The organism is Antarcticirhabdus aurantiaca (assembly GCF_009765365.1).
Lineage (GTDB): Bacteria > Pseudomonadota > Alphaproteobacteria > Rhizobiales > Rhizobiaceae > Antarcticirhabdus > Antarcticirhabdus aurantiaca.
Map to the genome: position 1 here is coordinate 30511 of NZ_VTOM01000021.1, position 22355 is coordinate 52865.

Here is a 22355-nt window from a genome sequence, read left to right on the forward strand (position 1 = left end):
AGGCGAAGGAACTCCGAAGGATCGGACCGCCGCGGCGCGGCACGGGCGAGGGCGGAGCGGCGAGCACAGGCGCAGCGTGGGCCGTCGAAGTCAAGGCCGGGCGGCGGCTTGGGGGTGCCGGCCAGCCCGGCGCAAGCCGTTTGAACGATGGATGGCTACACGTGCGGCTGCGACGTGTGCCGCGGGCAACCTCCTGTTTCGAGGACCGGTTCGGATGCGCATGACCATCAAGGCGAAGCTCGCGGTGGCCTTCGCCGTCGTCCTGCTGCTCTTGGGCCTTGCCGGCTATGCCGGGACCGCCGCCTTGTCGCGGTCCAATGCCGGCATGATGGCATTCTCCCAAGGGCCCTTCGTCCAGGTCGAGAACGGCCTCTCGCTGCAGCTGCATCTCGCCGACATCCGGCGGATCCTCCTGCGCATCCTCGTCACCAGCGACCCGCAGGAAACGGCGCAGCTGAAGGACGAGATGAACGCGGCCTGGAGCGGCTTCGACAGAAGCCTCGCCGCTCTGTCCGGCCTCGTGGGCGGCCAGGATCAGGCCCTGTTCTCCGAGGTCCAGTCGCTCGCCGGCGAGGTCAAGACGGTTTTCGGCGAGGCGATGGAGCTCGCCGACAATTCGGACGCGCTCGCCGGCAGCAACGCCATGATCGCGACCGCGCCGGGCGCCGCCGCCGTCACCGACGCCGCCGGCCGGTTGCGGGCGGGCCTGGTGTCGGCTGCCGGACCCGAAGCCGCCACGGTCCTCCAGCAGCTCTCGGACGTCGAGATGGGCGCCATGATGATGCGTCTCCACGCCGTCGCCGCCGTGGTGAGCGTGACGGACACGGACATCGAGCGCGCGAATGCGCGCCTGACGGCGGCGTCGGAGAAGGCGAAGAAGAGCCTCGCCGCCTTTGCGGCCAGCGCCGTCGGGCAGCGCCGCGCCGACGGCGTCGCCGCGCTCCGGACGGCCTGGGACAAGCTGGAAGCGGAGGCGCGCGAGCAGCGCGACTACGGCCAGAACAATTATTACGGCCGGATCACGGAGATCAACCGAACGAAGCTCGGACCCCTGTCGGACGAGCTGAACGCGCGCCTCGACCAGGTGACGGCCGCCGCTCGCGAGGCCGGCTCGGCGGCGGTCGCCCAGTCGGCGACGAGCTTCGAGACGACGCGCTGGATGTTGATCGCCCTCGTTGCCGGCTCGCTCGTCTTCGGCGCGGCGGCGGCGACCTGGATCGCCCTGTCGATCGGCCGCGGCCTGACCCGCGCGGTCCGGTTCGCCGACGCGATCGGTGCGGGCGACGTGTCGCAGCGGGTGGATGCGAAGGCGCGCGACGAGATCGGCGACCTCCTGCGCTCGATGAACGCCATGAGCGGCAAGCTGTCCCAGATCGTGTCCGACGTTCTCGGCTCCGCCGCCCAGGTGGCGTCGGGCTCGCGCCAGTCGGCCCAGGCCGCCGAGCAGCTCTCCTCCGGCTCGACCGAGCAGGCGGCGGCGTCGGAAGAAACCTCGGCCGCGATCGAGGAGATGACCGCGAACGTGCGCCAGAACGCCGAGAACGCCGCCCAGGCCGAGACCGTCGCCACCCAGGCCGCGGCGAGCGCCGAGAAGAGCCGGCAGGCGATCACAGGCTCGCTGGAAGCCATGCGCTCGATCGCCGAGAAGGTGCGCGTCGTCCAGGAGATCGCCCGCCAGACCGATCTCCTGGCCCTCAACGCCGCCATCGAGGCGGCGCGGGCCGGCACCCACGGCAAGGGCTTCGCGGTCGTCGCCTCGGAGGTGAGGAAGCTCGCCGAGCGCAGCCAGCAGGCGGCGTCCGAGATCGGCGAGCTGTCCGCGACGACGCTGAGCGTCTCGGAAGAGGCCGGCCGTCAGTTCGACGCTCTCCTGCCCGACATCCGCCGGACGGCCGAGCTGGTGGGCGAGATCTCGGCGGCCTGCCGCGAGCAGTCGATCGGCATCGAGCAGATCAACCAGTCGATCGTGCAGCTCGACCAGGTGACGCAGGCGAACGCCGGCGCGGCGAACGAGATGACGGCGACGGCCGAAGCGCTCTCCGGCGAGGCCTCCAACCTCAACGAGCGCGCCGGCTTCTTCAAGCTCGACGCGGGGGCGCGGGCCCAGGCCATCGGCCGGATGGACGCGCGCGCGGCCGACGAGGCGCCCGCGGCGGCCGCTGCGCAGGATCCCGGCCTCGGCATTCGCGCCCTGCAGGCCCGGGCGCAGGGCTTTGCCGCCCGGCCGGCATCGGGCCGCCCTGCCGCCGGACAGGGTGGCACGGCCCTCGACCTCGATGGCGAAGCCGGCTTCGAGCGTCTCAGCGGCTGAGTGGGTCGCGCACCGGCGACCGCCGAATGGCCCCGCCGCGCTTCCACGTCGCGGAAGTTTCGCGCGGGTCCGTCAGGGCGGGAGAAGAATGGCTTTCCCGATCACGTCGACAGAAGGAAATGCTGTTTCTCTACTGTTCCGATAGAATGATGGAATCCTATGTCGGCTGTAACGATGCTGACGAGGATGGGCTGGATGACCGCGATTGCCGGACGGGCCGAGACCGACGCTCCCGCGTTGATCGGAGCCGTGAGAAACGCGGAGCCGGGTGCCGGCCTGCGCCTGGCCATGCGCCGCCTCGTGGGCGGCGTGTCGGTGGTGACCGCCGGCCGCGGCGACGAGCGCACGGGCGCGACGGTCACCTCGGCCCAGTCGCTGTCGCTCGATCCCGAGACCATGGTGGTCTCGATCAACAAGACCTCCTCCACCTGGCCCGTGATCGCTCGCAGCCGCGCCTTCTGCGTCAACATCCTGGCGGCCGAACAGCAGGCGGTCGCCGACCGCTTCGCCGGTCGCGGCGGCCTCAAGGGCGCCGCGCGCTACGAGGGGGCGTCCTGGTACGAGCTCGTCACCGGGTCTGCGGCGCTCCACGGCGCGCTCGCCGCCATCGACTGCGAGGTCGCGACGATCGTGGAACACGGCAGTCACGCGCTGATCCTCGGCGCGGTCCGGGCCGTGGTGCTCGGCGAGCCGGGAGCCGCCCTCGTTTATGCCGACGGGCGCTACGGCACCCACGGCTGAGCGGAGCAAGGCCGCGGGCGTGCTTCGGTCCCGCCTCCCGAGCGGCCGTCCGATGAAACCGATCGGCGCGCGTCACGCAACGCGCGCGCCATAGGCCGGAAACACCGGCCGCCTAACCCTCCGACCAACAAGGCGAATCCGCACCGTCCAAGCTCGGGCGGGCGAGAAGCACGCCAGGGCCGGAGTGTTCCGCAGTGAGTTCCTTTCCGATCGACCCCCATCTGGCGCTCGACCTCGGCGCCAGCGCCGCGCTGCTCGGCGTCGTCGCGCTGGCGCGCCGGCTCCTGGCCGTCCGCATCGCGGCGCGGGCGGGGCCTGCGGCAGGCGGCGCGCCGCTCCCGCTGATGCGCCTTCGCCTCGGCTGCGGGCTCGTTTTTCTTCTCGGCTTCGTTTTGATCTGGTTCGACGAGCTCCAGTCGCTGCTCTGGTCGTTCACCGCCGTCGCTGCAGCCTTCGTGATCGCCACGAAGGAACTGATCCAATGCGTCACGGGCGCGCTGATGCGGGCGGCGGGCGGCAGCTTCCGCGTCGGCGACGTCGTCGAGATCGACGGCGTCTACGGCCGGATCGTCGCGCACGGCCTTCTCGCGACCACGATCGCGGAGATGGAGAAGGGCTCGTCGGGCGGACGCCTGACGGGCCGGCGCATCGTCGTGCCCAACAGCCGCCTCTTCGCCGCCGACCTGCGCGTTGCCGAGGAAGCGGGCGCGGCGCTTTCGCCGCTCAGCTTCCACCTCGTGATCGACCCGCACGTCTCGACCCAGAAAACGGTCGCCTTCCTCGAAGCCGCGCTTCAGCGCTTCTGCGAGCCCTTCTCGGCCGCGCGCGAGGCGATGAACGGCGCGCCGCCCCTCGTCACCCTCGAAACGACGGAGCTTGGACGGGTGCGCCTCGACGTGAGTTGCCTCGTGCCGCCGCCGGAGGCCGTCGCCTTCGAGCGGGAGATCAAGATGGAAGTGCTGGAATGGCTCTGGGCGCAGGCCCAGGCGCGTCAGATGCGCCCGGCCGGCGAGGCGCGCTTCGTGGCCGTCAACGACCGCCCGGCTCGGGCGGCCTGAGCCGTTCGTCGCCTCGATGCGTGGGGACGCGAAACGTTCGAACCGGCGGGGCGGCCGTTGGGAGCAGCCGCTCCGCCGGTTCGAGGCGTGGACCCGGAAGACGGCGGAACCGCCACAGGCTCTTCCGCTCGCTTCGCAGCGTCAGGAGGCCACGAGAGCGACGACGGCGCATCCCCCATTCAGGGGAGGCACGAAATCGCTGACAAACAAATATTAACCAAACCGGAACTTTTGCCACCGGCCCCTCGTTTGCAACCGATCATCGAGAGGAAGGGGAACGGACTGATGCGGACGTCCGAAATCGTGCGGGCTCTCGAAGCCGGATTGATCACGGCCACCGAAGCGGTGGAACAAGCCATGGCGGACAGCCTCGACGATCTCTACGAAAGGGCCGCGAGCGAGACGCCGACCTGGGGACGGGCGGCGGATCAGGCCCGGTTGCCGCTGCGGCGCTGACGGCCGCAGGCATCAGCCTCCAGCGTCGTCGTAGCGTGCGAGGGCCGCGACTCCGGCTGCGGTGATCTCGTAGCGCCCGCGTTCGATCCGGACGAACCAGCCGTACACGTTACGCTGGAGGATCGCGGCGGCACGCGGGCTCGCGGCGGCGAGGTCGCGCGGGGCGAGCTGCCCTGCGGCCTGCAGCATGCGGGCGCAGGCGATCGCCTCCTGGCGGTAGGCCGTCATCACCGGCACGCGCGAACCTCCGCCGACCGCGGGATCGCCCCGGCGGCGGCGATGCTCGGCGACCAGCCGCGAGCGTCGGCGCGGATCGCGCCGGGGCATCGGCGCGTCGGGGCCGAGAAGAACATGGACCCGGTCCGCAGCGTCGACGCCGAGAAGGCCGAAGCCGAGGCGGCGGCAGAGCCCGCGAAAGCGCGCGTCGCTTTCGCGCCCCTTGCCGCGCGGGCTCAGCCGGGCGGCGAGCCAGACCTCGTCGCAGGCCGTCGCACGGTCGACGCCCTGAAGCACCAGCTCGAGGTTGAAGGCGCGCTTCAGCTCGCAGATCACGACCACGGGCGGCTCACCGGCCGAGAGCGCGAGAAGGTCGCAGCCCCCGACCTCGCCTTTCACCTCGAAGCCCAGCCTCTCCAGGAAGCGCTTGACCGGCGCGTAGAGGCTGGTCTCGGGCGCCACGGCAAGCGGGGGTGCCTTCATCGGCCGTCACCTGACCGAAACGTCGCGGCGGAGCGTCGCGCCCGCTCGTCCGGCGTCCTGTCCCATCCGCGATGCGCGGCGCGGACGGGGATCGGCGATGCCTTCATCGATCCGGCCGTTTCACCATTTGAAGATCAGCGCGGCCCCGCAGGCGATGAGGGCGAAGCCGGCGAGGTGGTTCCAGCCGAGCGACTCCTTGAGGAACAGGACCGAGAAGCCGGCGAAGACGACGAGGGTGATCACCTCCTGCATCGTCTTCAACTGAGCCGCGGAATAGACCTCGTGACCGATGCGGTTCGCCGGCACGGCGAGGCAGTATTCCAGGAGGGCGATGCCCCAGGACACGAGCACCACGATCCAGAGCGGCGCGGTCGGATAGCGCAGATGCCCGTACCAGGCGAAGGTCATGAAGACGTTGGACGCGATCAGCATGACCACGGGCGCGACGTAGGGCGACATGGCGGGTTCTCGAAACCAAGGACGAAAGGGGAAAAAAGACATGGGCGGCGCGCCGAGGCGAGCGCCGCCTTCAGGTCAGAGCTGGAGGTCCTGCCAGGGGACGCGGATGGTGCATTCGAGGCCGTCCGGCGCGAAGCGCAGCTCGGCGCCCCCGTCGGGCGCGTAGGACAGGCTGCGCGCGATGACGCTGCGCCCGAAGCCCCTGCGCACCGGCTCCGTGTGGATGCCGGGACCGCCGCTTTCCCGCCATTCCAGCGTCAGCTCCTCCGCCTCGCGATCGAGATGGCCGCTGACCGCGATGCTGCCGCCGAGCGTCGACAGCGCGCCGTATTTCGCGGCGTTGGTCGCCAATTCGTGCAGCACGAGGCCGAGGGCGGTCGCCGCGCGGGGCGATACCCAGATGTCGAGGCCGGTCATGGCGAGGCGGCTGTCGCCGGCCGGGACGTAGGGTGCGAGCTCGGCGGCGACGACGTCGCCGATGAGGAGGTTCGCCCAGGACTTCTCGGCGAGCAGCGTGTGGGTCGCGGCGAGCGCGTGGATGCGCCCGAGAAAGGCGCGGCGGAAGCCCTCCACCGTGTCCTCGGACGAGGCCGTGCGGGTGCAGATCGACACCACCAGCGCCAGCGTGTTCTTCACCCGGTGGTCGAGCTCCTTCATCAGAAGAAGCTGGTGGCGCTCGGCCTCCTTGCGCTGCGTGAGGTCGACGAGCGTCACGACGCAGCCGCGGATGTCGTCGCCCGAGACGATCAGGGGCGCCGCGCTGACGAGAAAGCTCCGCTGCGCCGGCGCCTCGCCGAGCGAGGCCTCGATGCCCTGGATCATGCCCCCGCCCACCGCCATGGCGATGAGGTCCTCGCCGGCCGGCAGGCCGGTCATCTCGGGCACGATCAGCGGATAGGCCTCGTCGAACATCCGGCCGACGGGCACGTCGGCGCAGAGCGCCAGGCCGGAGCGGCTGACATGGGTGATCCGTCCGTCCCGGTCGCAGACGACGACCGCCTCGCTTGCCGAGGCGATCACCGCGCGTGCGAGGCGTTCGGATTCCTCGACGGACGCGGCGCGCTGGCGCTCGGTGAAGTCGGCGGCGGTGAGGGCGAGGCCGAAGGTCGGCCCGAGCCGCAGCGGCGCGGCGGACAGGAGCAGCAGCCGCTCCTCGTCCCCGACGCCGGCGCGGAACTCGGCGGAGGCGCGCCCTTCGCGCCCGCGCCGAAGAAGCTCGCGCAGCTGGGGCTCGGCCTCCTCGCCGAGCGCCGCCGTGAGCCCGCTCTCCTGGAGGTCCTCGACGCTCCGGCCGAGCAGCGCGCAGAGCGCGGTGTTGGCGAAGAGCAGCCGGTCGCCGTCGTCGAGCGCCGCCGCGCCGATGTCCATCGCCTCCATGAAGACGCGATAGGGCTCCGGGCCGGCTTCGAGCGTGAAGACCTCGTCCGGCCGGTCGGGCCGCGAGCCGCCGATCACAAGGGCGTCGACCTCGCCCTCGCGGATGGCGCGCAGCGTTTCCTCGGCTTCTTCCAGCCGCCGGCGAAGGCTCGCCGTCTCGACGTTCATGTCGATGTCGAGGCCCGTCCCGGGCAGGGGCGCGACGCCGCTCACGCTTCGTTCACCGACAGGCTCACGAGCACCTTCTCGGTGTCCGACAGGTCGCCGATCAGCTTGCGCATGGGGGTGGGCAGCTCGCGCACGAGGGTGGGGATGGCGACGATGTTGTGCTCTCGCGCCAGGTGCGGCGCGGTGCGCAGGTCGACGACCTCCACCGCGTAGCGGCCGGGGAAGTGCTCCTCGCAGATGCGCTCGAGGTTGCGGATGGCGGCGAGCGACTTCGGCGTCTGGCCCGCCACGTAGAGGGTCAAACGGATCGGACGCTGGGGGTCCTGGCTCACGTCCTGGTGCTCCGCCGCTCGGGGATCAACGCCACCATCTCCATCATCGGCCCTTGCGTGCCTCCACCATGCCGGAGGCGTCCGAGACCGCCTGACGGACGTAATCCTCTTCGCTGCGCACCAGCGCGTCCAGCTCCGCCTCGTCGGCCTCGATCTCGGCCTGCAGGGCCTCGATCTGGCTCAGCGCGCGCCGGCGGCGGTGGTCGACATCCCGCTGTCGGCGCGCCGCCTCGTCGCGTCGCACCGCTTCGTTGCGGCGCTCGCGGTTCTCTTCGGCGCGCCGCGCCGCGCCGGTCAGCGCCACGCCTTCGCCGACATAGGGCGGCAGGAGCCGCAGGCCCGCCTCGCTCATCAGGAATTCGCGCACCTGGTTGGAATGCGCGATGCCGCGCGCCTTCAGGAGATAGAGTTCGCGGTTGAACTCGCCACTGGCTTCCCGGTTGAGGAGCAGGATCCAGGCATCCATCAGCGAGGACAGGCCCGCCTCCGTCTTGGCGAGGTCGGTGGAGGAGGCGAGATGCGTGAAGACGCCGGTGATGCCCTCGACCTTCAGGTAGTCGACGATGCGCAGGAGCATGGCCTGCACCTCGAGGGGATCGCCCGAGTCGATGAAGGCCGAGATCGGGTCGAGCACGACGAGCCGCGGCCGGCGCCGGGCGATCTCGCGCAGCATGATCGCGAGGTGCATCTCCAGGCTGTAGAAGGTCGGGCGCGTGGCGACGTGGTGGAGGAGCCCCGCCTCGATCCAGCGACCGAGATCGATGCCGATCGAGCGCATGTTGCGCACGGTCTGCTGGGCGGACTCCTCGAAGGAGAAGTAGAGCGCCGTTTCGCCGCGGGCACAGGCGGCATCGGCGAAGGCGGCGGCGATCGAGCTCTTGCCCGAGCCCGCCACGCCCGACAGGAGGATGCTGCTGGCGCGGAAGAAGCCGCCCCCTTCCAGCATGGCGTCGAGGTCGGGCACGCCCGTCGAGATGCGCTCGTCGTAGACGTGATGGTCGAGGCCGAGCCCGCTGACCGGCAGGACCGAGAAGCCGTCCTCGTCGATCAGGAACGGATACTCGTTCGTCCCGTGCGCCGTGCCGCGATACTTCACGATGCGCAGGCGCCGGGTCGAGACCTGGTTGGTGACGCGGTGGTCGAGAAGGATCACGCAGTCGGAAACGTATTCCTCCAGCCCCTGGCGCGTCAGCGTGCCGTCGCCGCGCTCGCCGGTGATGACCGCGGTGACGCCCTTGTCCTTGAGCCAGTCGAACAGGCGCCGGATCTCGGCCCGGAGGATCGCCTGGTTGGTGAAGGCCGAGAACAGGCTTTCCACCGTGTCGAGGACGATGCGCTTGGCGCCGACCTGGTCGATGGCGAGCTCCAGGCGCAGAAACAGGCCCTCGAGATCGAAGTCGCCGATCTCGGCCACCTGCGAGGCGTCGATGGCGATGTGCTCGATGAGGATCCGCCCCTCCTCGATGAGGCCGTCGAGGCCGAAGCCGAGCGAGGCGACGTTGGCGACGATCTCGGAGGGGCGCTCCTCGAAGGTGACGAAGACGCCGGGCTCGTTCTCCTCGCGCGCGCCGTGGATCAGGAAGGTGGAGGCGAAGAGCGTCTTGCCGCAGCCGGCCGAGCCGCAGACGAGGGTGGGCCGACCCGTCGGCAGGCCACCGAGCGTCAGCTCGTCGAAGCCCTCGATGCCGGTCGCAGATTTCTGGATGCCTTCGCCGGACGCCATAGCCGCTGATCCCCCGTCGTCCGGTGCCGTGTCGGAACGGGCTCTTAGAGGACGGCGCGGCCCTTGCCAATGCGCCGGAAGCGCGATCTCTCAGCCGGCCGCCCGTCGCGCTCCCACCGCGCCGAGGCAGGCGTCGGCGAAGGCGAAGGCGTCCTCGACGAGGCAGGCGGAGCAGGCGAAGCGCTCGGCCACGGCGCCGCAGCGGTGCGCGGGCCGGTCGCACTGGTGGCCCAGCGCCTCGGCGTCGGCGAAGATCTCGTCGGCTGACGCGCGATCGCGCAGGCGCACGTCGTCGAAATGGGCGAGCCATTCGCGCGCGATCTCGCCGCGCATGCGCTGGCGCAGCGCGTTGGCGACGGCATCCTGGATGTCGTCGACGTCGAAGGGGCGGATGCTGCGGTCGACCATCACGGCCCGCGTCAGCATCTGATAGGGGGTCGCCGGCGTCTTCAGGCTGTCGAGCCAGATCGTCTCGATGAGGCCGTCGACGTCCTCGGGGATGCTGCTCGCCTCCACCGTCCTCTTCTCCTGGAATGGGATCCGGGATCGCCAAGAGCCCGGCCGCACCCTTTGCGTTTACGATACGAAGCTTGGCCGACCATTGCGCCTCACCAGCCGAGGGGCGCGTCGCGCGGCGGCGCGAGCGCGGGCAGGCGCGGGCGAAGCGGTCCCGGCGGCCAGGCGAGGCCCGAATGGGGGACGACGCCGCGGTCGAGAAGGGGGCTGGCGAAGGGATCGCAGGCGAAGGCGTCCGGCCAGCGCGCCAGGAGCATCCGGCGCGCCCGCTCGGCGAGGAGGCCGGTCGCATCGAGGCGCGGCTCCTGTCCGTCCGGCCAGGACAGCCGAGCGTCGGGCGTCACCACCAGGCGGCGGCCGAGCGCCTGGAGCTTCAGGCACAGGTCGATCGCCGCCCCGTCCGCCGGGAAGAGCTGCGCGTCGAAGCCGCCGACCGCCTGGAGATCGCTGCGCCGCGCCAGGAGGCAGGACGCGCCCGTGGCCGAAGCCTGGCGCGCGACGGCGAGCCCGTCGCCGTAGCCCGCTTCGCCGAGGAGGCTGTCGCAGAAGGCGGACGCGACGCGGCCGGACGGGCGCAGAACGAAGCCGGCCTCCACCACCAGCCCGTCCGCCGCGACGATCACGGGCGCGACCGCGCCGACGTCCGGGTCGGCCATGCGACCGATCATCTCGTCGAGGAGGTCCGGCGTTTTGGCCCGCAGGCGCGCATCCAGGAGAAGGACGAGGTCGGTCTCGGCCGCGGCGCAGCCCCGGTTCAGCCGCGCGGCGAGCATCTCGCGCGGCGCCGGCTCGGCGAGAGCGATGCCGTCGAGCGCGAAGCGGCGGTTCTGCGCCGCCGATACGCCGGCCGCCACGAGGACGAGGCGGGCGCGCCGGCGCGCGCGGACGGGTTCGAGCGCCGCGATCGCGGCGTCGAGCCCCGCCTCGCCGCCGCCGAGCCGCGCCGCGTCGAGGACGATCGTCGCGCTCGTCGGCCCGGCCTCGCGCCGCAGGCGGAGGGCCGGCAGGGCGAGGTCGGGCCGCGGCTCGGTCCGCGCGGCGAGGCCGCGGGCGGTCAGAAGGCTGCGCGCGGCTTCGCCGAGGGGCGCCGTCATGGCGGACGCGTCGAGCTCCGCCATCGCCAGTCGGGCGGCGAAGCCGGGGACATGGAGATGGGAGCGGCCGCGCGGGGCCTCCTCGGCGAGGGGGGCGAGAAACAGCGAGAACAGGCTCGCCGCCCCGCGCCGCGCCGCCTTCAGCGCCGCCGTCCGGCGGATGGCGAAGGCGAACTGCGCGGAGGCCTGTTCGAGGAAGCGCTCGGCATCGAAGGCGGGAAGCGCCAGCGGCACCGTCGCTCCATCCTCCATCCCGAGAAGGAGGTCGCCATAGGCGACAACCGCCGAGGGCTCGGCCGCGAGCGCGGCGCAGAGCCGGCCCGCCGCGCCCGGCCGCAGCGCGGCGCCCGCGGCGAGGCAGAGGATCGTGCCGCAATCGGCGGCCTCGCCCTCCAGGAAGGCGAGAAGGTCGGCGGCCGCGAAGCGCGCCGGGCCGGCCTCGTCGGACAGGACGCCGCCGATCCAGGCCGCGTGCCCCGCGAGGTTGGCCGCCGCGAGCGTCTCGTCGGCCGCCTTGCCGTCGCCGACCACCATGACGGCGACGGAGCGGCCGGGCGCCGGCACGCCGGCCGAAAGCGGCATGAAGCGCGCTTCCCAGGCTTCCAGGGCCGAGAAGGGAACGGCGTCGGGACGGGCGAGATCGACGAGCCGGCCGCGCGTCGCTTCGCGCCCGAGCGGCCCGGCCCGGCCCGCGAGCTCGGCTTCCAGCCCGTCCGCGAAGGCGATCACCGTCATGGGACTGCCGGACAGCGCCCGGCCGTTCTGGCGCACCTCGACGCGGCGCGCGGTGCCGTCCGCGAACTCGCGGGGGAGGGCGATCGCGAAGCCCGCGGCGACGCGGCCGTCCGGCGCGCGCCGCCAGCCGTCCGGCCGGGCGCCGGCGACGCGCTGGCCGTCGATGACGGCGTCGACCAGGGGGACCGCGGCGCCGTCTCCCGGCCGAGGCACCCAGCCGCGCAGCACGAGCCCGCCGCTCCATTCGACGAGCCCGAGCGACGCGCCTGATCCCGAACCGGCCGGCGGGTCGGCCGCGACCTCGACGGGCGCGCAGGCGCCTTCCGGCAGATTGGCGAGCCGCACGCCGATGCGCCGGGGCGTGCCGATGCTCGCGGGGTCCAGCGCGAAGCGGAAGCCGTGGCAGCCGTCGCCGATCCCCGAGGCGAGAAGGCCGGCCTCGAAGCGGTCGGCGCGCCGAAGCTCGGTCGGCCAGTCGTCGAGCAGGAGCTCGACCACGAGCCGGCGCTCCGGATCGGCCGGGTCGAAGGCGTGGCCCTCCACGCCCGCGCCGGTGCGCACGGCCTGGAGCTGCAGGCCGTCGGGACGGGAGGGGGGAGGAAGAGGCTGCGGTTCGGCGGCGTCCAGGGGCGGGGCGGAGACGGCTGCGGCCAGCGCCAGCCGCTTACGGCGGGCAGCGACCAGCGAACCAATCGACGATCGCGAGGGCGTGTCCCGTGTCATGGGCGTTCGGTTCCGGGATGAAGAGGTCGGGATCGGTCGCATCCGCGCCGGCCGCCGCGCCGGGCAGGCCGAAGCGGCGGCAAAGGCGCGCGAAGCCCTGCGGGTCCGGTGCGCCCGGCGGCAGGACGAGGGCGCGAAGGCCGAGAAGCGCGAGGCGGAAAGCGTCGTCCGACCCGCCGTCGAGCGGCCCGGCCACGATGACGTTGCCCCGGCCGATCAGCGCGAGATCGTCGAGGAAATGGCCGAGAAGAACGAGGCGCGCGTCGGGCCGGCGGCGGCGCAGGGCGGCGGACAGGGCGGCGGCGAGAGCATCCGCCGCGCCCGAGGGGGCGGGCGACACGAGCCCGAGCGAGAGCGGCGCGTCGGGCGGGTAGGCGAGGGCCTCCGGCGCCGGCCCCGGCTCCGGTGGTTCGGGCTCCGGCAAACGGGTCGGGGCGCGCAGGGCGTCCGCGATCGCCTGCCGGGCCGAGGCGAGCGGATCGGCCGCGACGAAGGTCGCGCATTCGGTCTCGATGCCGGGAAAGCGGGTGCGCAGGACGCGCAGGTTGCGCGCGACGAGCACCGCCTTCTCCGCCCCGAAGGAGCGCGAGCCGTGATGGATGACGAAGACCGACGGGGCGCAGACGTTGCGGAAGCCGTGCTCGCGCGCCCGAAGGCACAGCTCCATGTCCTCGAAGTAGCCGCGCCCGTAGATGCCGGGCAGGCCGCCGACGGCGGCGCGGCAGTCGTGGCGCACGAAGAGGCAGAAGCCGGTGCCGGTGGGCATGTCGACGAGGCGGCCGTCATTGACCCGCGCCGCCGTCTCGTCGATCCGCGCGGCGAGCCCGGGAGAGGGCGCGTCGCTGCCCGGTGCCGGGAAGCTCGCATATTCCCCGTTGTTGGAAAGGGGCGTCACCGTGCCGATGTCCGCCTCGGCATAGGCCGCGCCCGCCAGCCGGTCGATCGCGCCGGGGGGAAGAAGGGCGTCGGCATTGAGAAGGAGGATGTCCGCCCTTCCCGCATCCTCCAGCCCGCGCCGCACCGCGCCGGCGAAGCCGAGATTGCGCGCGCTGCGCTTCAGCTCGATCATGCCGCGCCCGGCGAGCGCGTCGAGGAGGAGCTTCAGCTTGGGATCGGGCGAGGCGTCGTCGACGACGACGAGGCGGCGGTTCGGCCGCCCCTCGGTCTCGGCGACGGCTGCGCGCAGGCAGTCCTGCGTCGCCTCGAAATCGGCGAAGACCGGAACCACCACGACGAGCGGCGCGCGGGCCGGAATCTCGGACGGCGCATGGAGCGGCGCGGCAGGCGCGCGCTCGCCGCGGCGGCTGCGGGGATGAAGCGGGCAGTCCGCGACGGCGGCGTTCCCCAGCCGCAGCCGGGCTGTGCGCGCGCTCTCGGCGTCGAGCCGGGCATCGATGCGCGCGCCCGCCGACCCCGGCGGCAGGAAGGGCAGCGGGTCGGCCGCGTCGGTCGCGAGCCGCAGGCGGTCCGGACCGGCGGGGCCGTGGATCTCCAGAACGGGCGTCGACCCGTCCCCATCCGCCCAGGCGGCCCAGCCGGTGAGGCGCCCGTCGACGAGGTCGAGCCGGAGAACGCCTCGTTCGCCGGACCGGAAGAGGTGGGCGAGCGCGTCCTCGACCTGGGCGGCCTGCGCTTCGGGGCTGTCCAGGAGGCGGAGGGCGGCGGCGTGCCGATCCGCGGCCTCGCCGAGGCGCAGCAGGGCGGAACTGGCGACGGGGTCGAGCGGGTCGGCGTCGAGCGCCCGGTCGAGCTCGGCCCGCCAGAGCGGCCAGCCGCAAAGCCGGCCGGCCAGGGCCCGGATCGCCCGGTCGGCGGGACCCGGCGGCTCGGCAAGTCGGCAGCGATGATCGGCGAGTTCGAAGGCGCGCGCGGCCTGGCCCGCGCGAAGGAGCCGCGTCGCCGCCAGGACGAGCGCCTCGGCGTGGCGGCCGCGGTCGTCCAGCGGAAGATCCTGCCACGCCTCGCTGGGGGTCATGTCGTCAGAACGGTCTCCGTGAGCGCGGCATCTTCGCCCGCCTCGCTTTCCCCGACCTGATGCTCTTCACCCTTCGCTTGCCATGGCGCGAGGCTTCGCTTGCCGCTGGGCGGAGGCGCGCGCATGGTCTTGGCTGACGATCCTCGCGCCCTTCGAAGCCCATGAGCCAGACCGACGACGACACCCGATCCGACGACGGCTCCGGCACGGACGGCTCGTCCGATTCCAAGGACCGCGGCGGTTCCAACTCGAGCGCCGGCGGCGGCAACCACGCCGCCGCCGTGATGATGACCGGTGGCATGGCCGCGACTGCCTCGACGGCGTCCGCGACGGGCAGCGCCGCGGCGGCGACCACCGCCTCGAACGGGCGCGGCGGTAGCCGGAGCGAGTCCGGCGGCTCAGGCGAGGGCGCCTCCGGCGACAGCGGCTCGGACGGCGCGACGAGCGCGGGTGCGGAGGCCGGTGCCGGAGGAGCGCCGGGCGCGGCGCCGGGCGGCGGCGGAAATGCCGGTGCTGGGGGTGGCGCGGGCGGCGTCGGCGCGAGCGGACCGGGTGCCGGCGGCATTGCCGGAGCATCGGGGAGCGCTCCGGGAGGCGGCGCACCGGGCGGCGGAGCCGCGGCAGGACCGCGAGAGGGTGGCGGCTCGAACGGTTCGGGCGAGGCCGGAGGCGCCGCCGCGGCAGCCCCGTCGGGCGAGGGCGGCTCCTCCTCGGGCTCGGCGTCGGGCGAAGGCGGAGGCTCCGCCGAGGCGAGCGACCAGGCGGAGGCCGCGGGCGATGCCGGCGGATCGGGCGCGGCGTCCGGATCCGGAACCGGAGCGGGAACCAGCGCCGCCGACGCCGCGGAGGCGGCCACGAGCGGCCACACGTCCGGCGCGAGCCCCGGCGCTGCGTCGTCGAGCCCGGGCGGCATCGGCGGGAGCGAGGGCGCCGCATCCGGTTCGGGCGGCGCGTCCGGTTTCGGCGGATCGTCGTCGGCGTCTTCGTCGCTCGGCGTCGGCGGTGCCTCCGGCATCGGCGGCACGGGCGGGCCGTCCGGCAGCGGAACGGCGCCCGGCTTCGACTTCCAGGCCGGACCGGTCTGCTTTCTGCCGGGCACGCTGATCGCGACGCCGCAAGGGGAGCGTCCGGTGGAGGCGCTTCGGCCGGGCGACCTCGTTCTCACGGCCGACGGCGCGGTTCATGCCGTGCGATGGCTCGGCGTCCAGACGCTCGCGACGCGCGGCGCCGATCCCTTGCGCGTCGCGCCGATCCGCATCCGCGCGGGCGCGCTCGGATCCGGCCTTCCGGCACGCGACCTTCGCGTTTCCGCCGACCACGCGCTCGGAATCGGCGGCATCCTCGTCCATGCGGGCGCGTTGGTGAACGGGCTCACGATCCTGCGCGAAACGCAGCTGCCGCCCGCGCTTACCTTTCTCCACGTCGAGCTCGACGTTCACGCCCTGCTTCTCGCCGAAGGCATGCCGGCGGAAAGCTTCGTCGACAATCCCGAGCGCTTCGCCTTCGACGAGCGGCCCGAGCATCCGGGGCCGCCGGTTGCCGAAATGGACCGGCCGCGCGCCAAGTCCGCCCGGCAGGTGCCGCCCGCGATCCGCCGCCTCCTCGCCGAGCGCATGGAGGCTCTCGGGATTCAGCCGCTCGCCGCCTGAGCGGCCCTGTCGTCGCGCTGCGGCCGTGTCCGGCCGAAGGCGGTGCGGCTCCAGTGGCGCTCCGTCGCCTTGTAGGCGCCGAGGCAGTGGATGGCCGCGAAGGCGAGCACCTCGTGGCGGTCGAGGATGCGGCAGTCCGTGATCATCTCGGGACGCTCGGCGAGAACCTGTGCCGCCGCTCGGGTGAGGAGCCCCGGCCCGGTCGCCAGCCAGAGGATGTCGGTGTCGCCCCGGTTGACGGCCTCGACGCCGAGCGCGAGGGCGCGGGCGATCACCGGGTGGCCGGGCGCGGCGGCGAGGATGTTGTTGCCGAGCGAGCCGAGATCCTCCTGATAGGCGAGGAAGCCGTGGCCGCCGTCGAGGAGCGGCGCGACGTCCCGTAGGCACCGGTCGTCGGCATCGGCGTAGATGCCGCCCTCCTCGCGCAGCAGCGCGAGGCGGAACAGGTCCGCCTTCATCGCCGGCTCGGCCACCCGCTCGAAGGCGGCGAGCACGGGCGCCCCGCATCGCCGATCGAGAAAGGCGCGCGCCTCCGCCTCGCTCCACAGGTGGTATGGAGTGCCGGGATGATGCGCCCGCCAGCTCTCGAGGTATTCGGCGAGGTCGGCCGGGGGCGAACCCTCGTCCCAATATTGATGGATCGCGAGCGGAATCGCGCGCGGGCGCGGCGCTGCGGGCGCGGGGGCGAGGCGGCCGGCGCGTCGGTGCTCGACGAAGAAGCCGATCGCCGTCGCCGTGTTGTCGGGTCGCTCGCGCACGATCGCGGCGAGGCGCGCGAGCCGCGCGTCGACGGGGAGGGCGCGGGCCGCCGTCAGCGCCGCCACGACCTCGCCGTCCATCCGGAACTCGTCGAGGATCTGGCCGTAATGGCTCTGCGACGGGTTGGCCGACTTGCCGCGCAGCCGGTTCGCGGAGGCCTCCAGCCGGGCCAGCGCAGCGAGTTCCGCGCCCGCGCGGTCCAGGTCGAGGTCGAGCATGGCGGCGTGGACGAGGCGCTGGCGCGCCCAGCCGTCGCCCGGCAGGAGGCGGGAGGCTTGTCCGGCGGCGTCGGCCGCGGCGGAGAAGTCCCAGCGGGCGGCGTGAAGCAGGGAGCGCGCGACGAGGATGCGCCCGCGCTCGGCCTCGCTGCGTGGCCGCGCCGCGTCGAGCGCGGCCGCCGCGTGCTCGAACTGCCCGGCCTCCATGTCCGCCAGCGCGGCGGCGAGGCGCAGGCCGAGATGATGGGGATGGGCGCCGAGCGCCGCCGCGATGCGGGCGCGCGCTTCGCCCGTCCGGCCCCGGAGGCGCTCGACCTCGGCGCGGGCGAGGACGATGTCGGGACGGGCGCCGAACTCGGCCTCGGCGGCCGCGAAGCGGGCGAGCGCGGCCCCCTCGCGGCCGAGCACCGCCTCGATCCGCCCTGCCGCGAGCGCCGGCCGGAGCCGCGACGGATCGGCCGCGCGGGCGCGATCGAAGAGGGCGAGGGCGACCTCCGGCTCGTCGCGGATCAGCGCGCGGCGCGCCTCGGCCTCCAGACGCGCGGGCGCCTCGCGGCCGAGCGCCGCCGCCTCGGCGAGAAGGCGCTCCGCGTCTGCGTCCTCGCCGCTCCGGAAGCGGTCCTCGGCCGCCTCGACCAGTGCCTCGACATGCGGCGGCCAGCGGCGGGCCACGGCCTCGAAGGCCTCGGCCGCCGCGCCGAAATCGCCGGCCTCGCGATGGAGCCGGGCGGCGAGCATGGCGGCGTTGCGCGCGCGGGGGGATGACGGCGGGACCCTGGCGAGGAGCGCGCGGGCGGCCTCGACGTCGCCGCCCTCGGCAAGGTCGCGGGCGAGTTCGATCTCGGCGTGCCACTCCGCCGGATCAGCCTCGATCGCGCGCAGGAGCAGACGGCGCGACGCCTCGCCCTCGCCCCGCTCGCGGTGGATGGCAGCCTGCCCGACCAGCGCCCAGTAGAAGCCGGGCCGGGCGGCGAGGGCCCGGCCGTAAAGTTCCTCGGCCTCCTCCAGGCGGCCCGCTTCGCGCCGGAGGTCGCCGAGGATCAGGAGCGCGCGGGGATTGGCGGGGTCGATCGCGAGGGCGCGCGACAGCGCGTCTTCGGCGGCCCGCGGTCCCTCGCTGCGCCGCCGCTGGGCGCCGAGCTCGGCATGGAGCGCGGCGGTCGCCTCCGGTCGCTCGCCGATGCCGGCGTGGAGCGCCCGGGCGGCGGCGGGCTCGCCGAGCGCGAGCCATTCGGCGGCGACGGCGAGCCGCGCGGTCTCGTCGCGCGCGTCGCGGCCGGCCTGGCGCAGATGCGCCGCGGCGAGGTCCGCCCGGCCCGACAGGCGCGCGGCCTTCGCGAGGCCGAGAAGCGCCGCGCCGTGCCCGGGACGCTGGACGAGAAGGCGGGCGAAGCGCCCTTCCGCCGCTTCCAGGCGGCCGAGCGCGAGGAGCGCGTCCGCCTGGGCTGCGAGAAGGGCGGCGTCGTCCGGCGCGAGAGCGAGGGCCGCTTCGAGGTGATAAAGCGCGCGCTCGCTCTCGCCGCGCGCCATGCAGGCGGCGGCGCGGGCGCGGTGCGCGGGCAGGAAGTCCGGACGGATCGTGACGAGCGCCTCGAAGGCAGCCTCCGATTCGGCCACGCGGCCTCGCGCCGCGAGCTCGGCTGCGAGGTCGAGCGCGAACCAGGGATCGGCCGGGCGCAGGAGCGCCGCCGCGCGCAGGAGGGCGAGGGTGTCCTCGCTCCGCCCCTCGATGCGGGCGATCTGGGCGAGCGCGCGCAAGGAATGGGGCAGCGGGGTGGCCTCCGCGAGGTCGCGAAACGCTTCCGCCGCCTCCGCCGGCCGACCGAGCGCGGCGAGCTCGGTTCCCGCGTCGTGGCGGTTCCACAGGTCGCGCGCGTCGAGCGCGGCCGCCGCGCGGAAATGGCCGAGCGCCGCCTCGCGGTCTCCGGCCGCGCGAGCGGCGAGGGCGAGGGTGCGGCGGGCGGGCGCGAAGTCGGGCGCGTCCCGGGCGAGCGCTTCCGCTTCCGCGGCGGCTTCGCCCGCGCGGCCGAGCGCCACGAGCTCCAGCGCCGCGTCGTTGCGCGTCCAGCGGTTCGCCGGATCGAGGGCGAGCGCCTCGCGGAAGCGGGCGAGCGCCGCGGCGCGGTCGCCGGCCGCGCGCGCCGCGAGCCCCGCGCGCCGCGCCGCGTCGAAGGTCTGTGATGAAGCGGGCGACGACATGGCGGGAGCGGTGCGCGGGAGCGGAGTGCCGCCCAGTGTCGCGGAAAAGGGTTAAGCGTTCAGGATCGTGTCCCGGAAGCGGAGCTGCTCGACGCCGTCGATGCTGGCGCTGTAGCCGTCGCCGAAGGTGACGAGGGTGCTGGAGCCGTCGTGCGAAACGTGCGCGTCGGCGAAGGCGCGGTCGGCGAAGAGCACCGCGTCCTCGCCCCCGCCGCCCGAGATCGTGTCGTGGCCGGTGCCGAAGGCGGCGATCGAGAAGAGGTCGGAACCGTCGCCGCCCATGACGCTGTCGTTGAGGCCGAAGGTCAGGAAGTGGTCGTCGCCCGCCCCGCCGGCATAGGTCCCCCAGCCGCCCGGCGAACCCGTGATGATGTCGTTGCCCTCGCCGCCGAAGACGGAGGCGCGCCCGCTGGATACGTCGTGGAGCCCGATCGTGTCGTCGCCCGCGCCCCCCAGGATGGTGGCGTCGCCGCCATAGGCGTCGACCCGGATCGGCACGGGCGAGGCCGTCGCGTCGATCAGCGCGTGCCCGCCCGTCGCGGCGATCGTGTCGCCGAAGGCGTAGACGGTGGCGTGCTCCCCCGTTGAGTGGAGCGAGGCGAAGCCGCCGTGCAGCGTGTCGAAGCCGCCCGAGGACAGGACCGAATCGCCCGCGCCGGCCGCGACGTGGACCTCGCCCGCCGTGGGGGCGGGGGCGGGGGTGTGCGACGGGCCGGCCGATGCGCCCCAGAGCGTGTCCATCCCCAGCCCCGACGCAAGGGTGTCGCCGCCGGAGGCGAGGAGATGGCCGTCCGGCATCTCGATGCCCGACAAGGGCTCCGAAACGAGGGGATCGCTCGCGTCAGCCGGAGCCGCGGCGGGCTCCGGAGTGACGAGGCCGGTGAGACTGCCCGGCTCGGGCTGATCCGCGTCGATCGGCGCGGCGTGGCCGGGCATCGGGGCGGGATCGCTTCCGGACAGGAGAAGCGAGGCGTCGTCGCTGGGCGCCACCGGCGACCCGGTGTCGGCGGGCAGGCCGAGATCGGCGAGGAGCCGGGCGATCGCGTCGTTGGCGTCGGGCGAAAGGACCGAAAGAGCCTGCGTGTCGGCGCTGGTGTAGATCTCGGCCATGGCCCGGCCTTAGCCGCCGGCCTGGGCGGCCGGATGCGCCCAGGACGCAGCCTCCGCCGCGGGTGGTGGAGCGCGGCGGAACACGCGCAGCCGGCCGGGCGCCCGCGGGGTGGGGGCCGCTTCCGGCGCCGGGGCGGATTCGGCCGGCAGGCTGGCCGCGGGCACGAGGTCGAGGCGGAAGCCAACCAGCGGGTCGAGAAGGCAGGGGCCGGTCAGCTCGATCTCGCGTCCGGCCCGCGTCAGCGTCGGCGCGCCGAGAAAGGCCGCTTCCGCGTCGAGGGCGAGCCCCGCCGCCGCGTCGGGCCGCACGCGCAGGCGGATGCCGATCAGCGGCTGCGCCTTGCCGCGCGAGCCGGCATAGCTGCCCGCCGGGAACCAGCCCGTCCAGCCGCCGCTGCGCCCGCCGGTCGCGACCTGGTACTCGACCGGCAGGCTGCCGGCGAGCGGGCGCACCTCGATGCCTTCGATGCGCCCGGGCGCGCCGGGACCGCAGATCCAGTCGCCGCGGGCGGCCTGGAGGTCGCCGCGCAGCGAGACGTGGGCGGACAGGATGAATTCGGCGCCGCCCTCGGGCAGCGGACGGCGCGGCGCCGGCAGCTCGGCGGCGAAGGCCGGCCGCGGCGCCTCGACGCGCTTCAGCTCGATCTCGGCGGCGAGGCTGCCGCCGGGGATCGTGGCGCGCAGCGTCAGCTCGATCTGCCCGTCCGCTTCCGCCATCACGACGATGCCGGCGCCCGGTCCCGACAAGCGGCCGAAGGGCTCGCCGGGCGCGCAGACGAGAAACAGGCCGGACGAGGCGCCCGTCACGTCCGCCAGCGGCGGCGAGGGCGTGCGCAGCGCCGGGTTGGAGGTCCAGCGATAGGTCAGCGTGTGGAGGCCGCGTTCCACGCTTAGGACTGCTTTGCGTTCACCCTCGATCACGGCCGGCCTCGAACCCCTGTCCGGCGACCTTTGCGCCCTCAGGGTTCATGGCGGGTTTACGGATGGGGCGGGATCGGGGCAGGGGCGAGCCCTTCCGGTCGGATGGGTGAATCTTTGGCTAAAGAATTGTAAGATCAACTGACTATCGGCGCCGGCTTGTCCGGATCGGCGATGCTTGGTCAGCTTCGGGAAAGATTGCGCCACCCTTTCGGCTCAACCGTAAACTGACAGGCAAGGTTCGCCCGTTAGCGTTAATCAAACGCCTTTCGAGGGAAGTTGCCGAGATGATCCGGGGAAGTATCGAGCTGGTCACCAACGATATGATCCAGGGGTGGATCGTGTCCGAGGATGGCAGGATCCGGGATCGCACGCTGCTTGCCTTCCACGGCGACGACTGCGTCGGGGCGGGGCGCGTCAACACCTTCCGCGCCGACCTGGCCGATGCCGGCATGGGCGACGGCCATTTCGGCTTCGCCTTTCCGATCTCGGTGGCGGGCGAAGCCGTCGCCTCGGTCGTCCTGAAGCTCGAGGGCTCGGACGCGATCCTTCTCCAGAAGGGCGCCGTCGTCACCGCCGCGGGGGTGCCGGTCCGCGATCTCGGCCGCGGCACGGTGCGCGAGCGGCTCGGCTCGCTGAAATGGGCGCTCAAGCACGGGCGCATCTCGCAGGGCGACTTCGACTTCCTGCGCATCCTCTGGTCGACGGGCGTCTACGAGCGCGGGCTCGTACGGCGCAACGCGGCCGACGACGCCGTGGTCGACAAGCCGGCGGCGGTCGCGGCGAGCCTCCTCGAAGCCTATCTCCAGGCCGACGTCGAGATGGCCGTCGAGCGCGTGCGCAGCCCGGCCGATTTCGCCCGCGAGATCGCCCGCATCGCGGGCCGCCAGGGCGGCGCGCCGATCCTCGCCGTCCACACCCGCGAGCGCGCCGTGCTGCGCGTTCTCGAAGGCAGCCACGTCCAGGACGGGACGGCGGAGGGGAGCGGCCGCGTGTCGCACTTCGTCGATTATCCGCTTTCGCCGGAAAACCTCGTCGTCATGGACGCCCGCGTTTCGGCCGAGCTCCTCCTGCCCGAAGGCGCGGCCCTCGACCTGATGTCGGCCCTGCCGACGCCGGCCTGAGCCGGGCCGGC

Annotated in this window: 17 protein-coding genes; 6 read left to right on the forward strand and 11 right to left on the reverse strand. The window is 73.6% G+C overall.

Translation table 11 applies throughout. From position 1 onward, the window contains the following. Positions 1-214: 214 nt before the first annotated feature. The 4 genes from FZN60_RS21660 to FZN60_RS21675 all read left to right on the forward strand — a co-directional run bounded on the left by FZN60_RS21660 (position 215) and on the right by FZN60_RS21675 (position 4566). Positions 215-2311, forward strand: a complete 2097-nt coding sequence (locus FZN60_RS21660) for a methyl-accepting chemotaxis protein (RefSeq protein ID WP_158875601.1) — start codon at positions 215-217, stop codon at positions 2309-2311. Positions 2312-2506: 195 nt separating this feature from the next. Continuing rightward, on the forward strand, positions 2507-3052 hold the full coding sequence (locus tag FZN60_RS21665) for a flavin reductase family protein (protein WP_158875602.1): 546 nt from the start codon (positions 2507-2509) through the stop codon (positions 3050-3052). A 194-nt stretch (positions 3053-3246) separates the two neighbouring features. Further along, positions 3247-4110 carry a mechanosensitive ion channel family protein gene (locus tag FZN60_RS21670; protein WP_158875603.1) on the forward strand — a complete coding sequence of 288 codons (864 nt, stop codon included), beginning with the start codon at positions 3247-3249 and terminating at the stop codon, positions 4108-4110. 285 nt (positions 4111-4395) lie between these two features. Then, positions 4396-4566 (forward strand): hypothetical protein, encoded by a 171-nt coding sequence (locus tag FZN60_RS21675; protein ID WP_158875604.1) that lies wholly within the window; start codon positions 4396-4398, stop codon positions 4564-4566. Between the two features lie 12 nt (positions 4567-4578). On the opposite strand, the gene FZN60_RS21680 is transcribed toward FZN60_RS21675, so the two are convergent. The 8 genes from FZN60_RS21680 to FZN60_RS21715 form a co-directional block, all read right to left on the reverse strand. Continuing rightward, positions 4579-5265 carry a DUF2161 domain-containing phosphodiesterase gene (locus FZN60_RS21680; protein ID WP_158875605.1) on the reverse strand — a complete coding sequence of 229 codons (687 nt, stop codon included), beginning with the start codon at positions 5263-5265 and terminating at the stop codon, positions 4579-4581. A gap of 120 nt (positions 5266-5385) precedes the next feature. Next, on the reverse strand, positions 5386-5724 hold the full coding sequence (locus FZN60_RS21685; protein WP_158875606.1) for a DMT family protein: 339 nt from the start codon (positions 5722-5724) through the stop codon (positions 5386-5388). A 75-nt stretch (positions 5725-5799) separates the two neighbouring features. Further along, positions 5800-7314, reverse strand: a complete 1515-nt coding sequence (locus tag FZN60_RS21690; protein WP_246727055.1) for a sensor histidine kinase — start codon at positions 7312-7314, stop codon at positions 5800-5802. After that, on the reverse strand, positions 7311-7601 hold the full coding sequence (locus FZN60_RS21695) for a circadian clock KaiB family protein (RefSeq protein ID WP_158875607.1): 291 nt from the start codon (positions 7599-7601) through the stop codon (positions 7311-7313). Before FZN60_RS21695 ends, FZN60_RS21690 begins: the two co-directional genes overlap by 4 nt. 43 nt (positions 7602-7644) lie before the next feature. Next, on the reverse strand, positions 7645-9324 hold the full coding sequence (gene kaiC, locus FZN60_RS21700; RefSeq protein WP_158875608.1) for a circadian clock protein KaiC: 1680 nt from the start codon (positions 9322-9324) through the stop codon (positions 7645-7647). A 90-nt stretch (positions 9325-9414) separates the two neighbouring features. Then, entirely contained in the window at positions 9415-9840 is a 426-nt protein-coding gene (locus FZN60_RS21705; protein ID WP_158875609.1) for a hypothetical protein, read from the reverse strand. Positions 9841-9932: 92 nt separating this feature from the next. Further along, positions 9933-12392 carry a glycosyltransferase gene (locus tag FZN60_RS21710; RefSeq protein WP_158875610.1) on the reverse strand — a complete coding sequence of 820 codons (2460 nt, stop codon included), beginning with the start codon at positions 12390-12392 and terminating at the stop codon, positions 9933-9935. Then, complete coding sequence (locus tag FZN60_RS21715; protein ID WP_158875611.1) at positions 12334-14367, reverse strand: glycosyltransferase; 2034 nt, start codon at positions 14365-14367, stop codon at positions 12334-12336. The genes FZN60_RS21710 and FZN60_RS21715 overlap by 59 nt, the downstream gene beginning before the upstream one ends. Positions 14368-14528: 161 nt before the next feature. Between FZN60_RS21715 and FZN60_RS21720 the strand changes: the two genes are divergently transcribed. After that, the gene (locus FZN60_RS21720) at positions 14529-16016 is read left to right on the forward strand and encodes a Hint domain-containing protein (RefSeq protein ID WP_158875612.1); all 1488 of its coding nucleotides are present in this window, start codon (positions 14529-14531) and stop codon (positions 16014-16016) included. On the opposite strand, the gene FZN60_RS21725 is transcribed toward FZN60_RS21720, so the two are convergent. Genes FZN60_RS21725 through FZN60_RS21735 form a run of 3 tightly spaced genes read right to left on the reverse strand, consistent with a single transcriptional unit; the run spans position 15998 to position 21190 of the window. Beyond that, a complete protein-coding gene (locus tag FZN60_RS21725; protein WP_158875613.1) occupies positions 15998-19192 on the reverse strand; it encodes a tetratricopeptide repeat protein in 3195 nt (1064 codons plus the stop codon). The genes FZN60_RS21720 and FZN60_RS21725 overlap by 19 nt on opposite strands. Before the next feature lie 51 nt (positions 19193-19243). After that, a complete protein-coding gene (locus FZN60_RS21730) occupies positions 19244-20302 on the reverse strand; it encodes a calcium-binding protein (RefSeq protein ID WP_158875614.1) in 1059 nt (352 codons plus the stop codon). 9 nt (positions 20303-20311) lie between these two features. Next, positions 20312-21190, reverse strand: a complete 879-nt coding sequence (locus FZN60_RS21735) for a hypothetical protein (protein WP_158875615.1) — start codon at positions 21188-21190, stop codon at positions 20312-20314. Between the two features lie 317 nt (positions 21191-21507). Between FZN60_RS21735 and FZN60_RS21740 the strand changes: the two genes are divergently transcribed. Beyond that, complete coding sequence (locus FZN60_RS21740; RefSeq protein WP_158875616.1) at positions 21508-22344, forward strand: hypothetical protein; 837 nt, start codon at positions 21508-21510, stop codon at positions 22342-22344. The last annotated feature ends 11 nt before the right edge of the window (positions 22345-22355 follow it).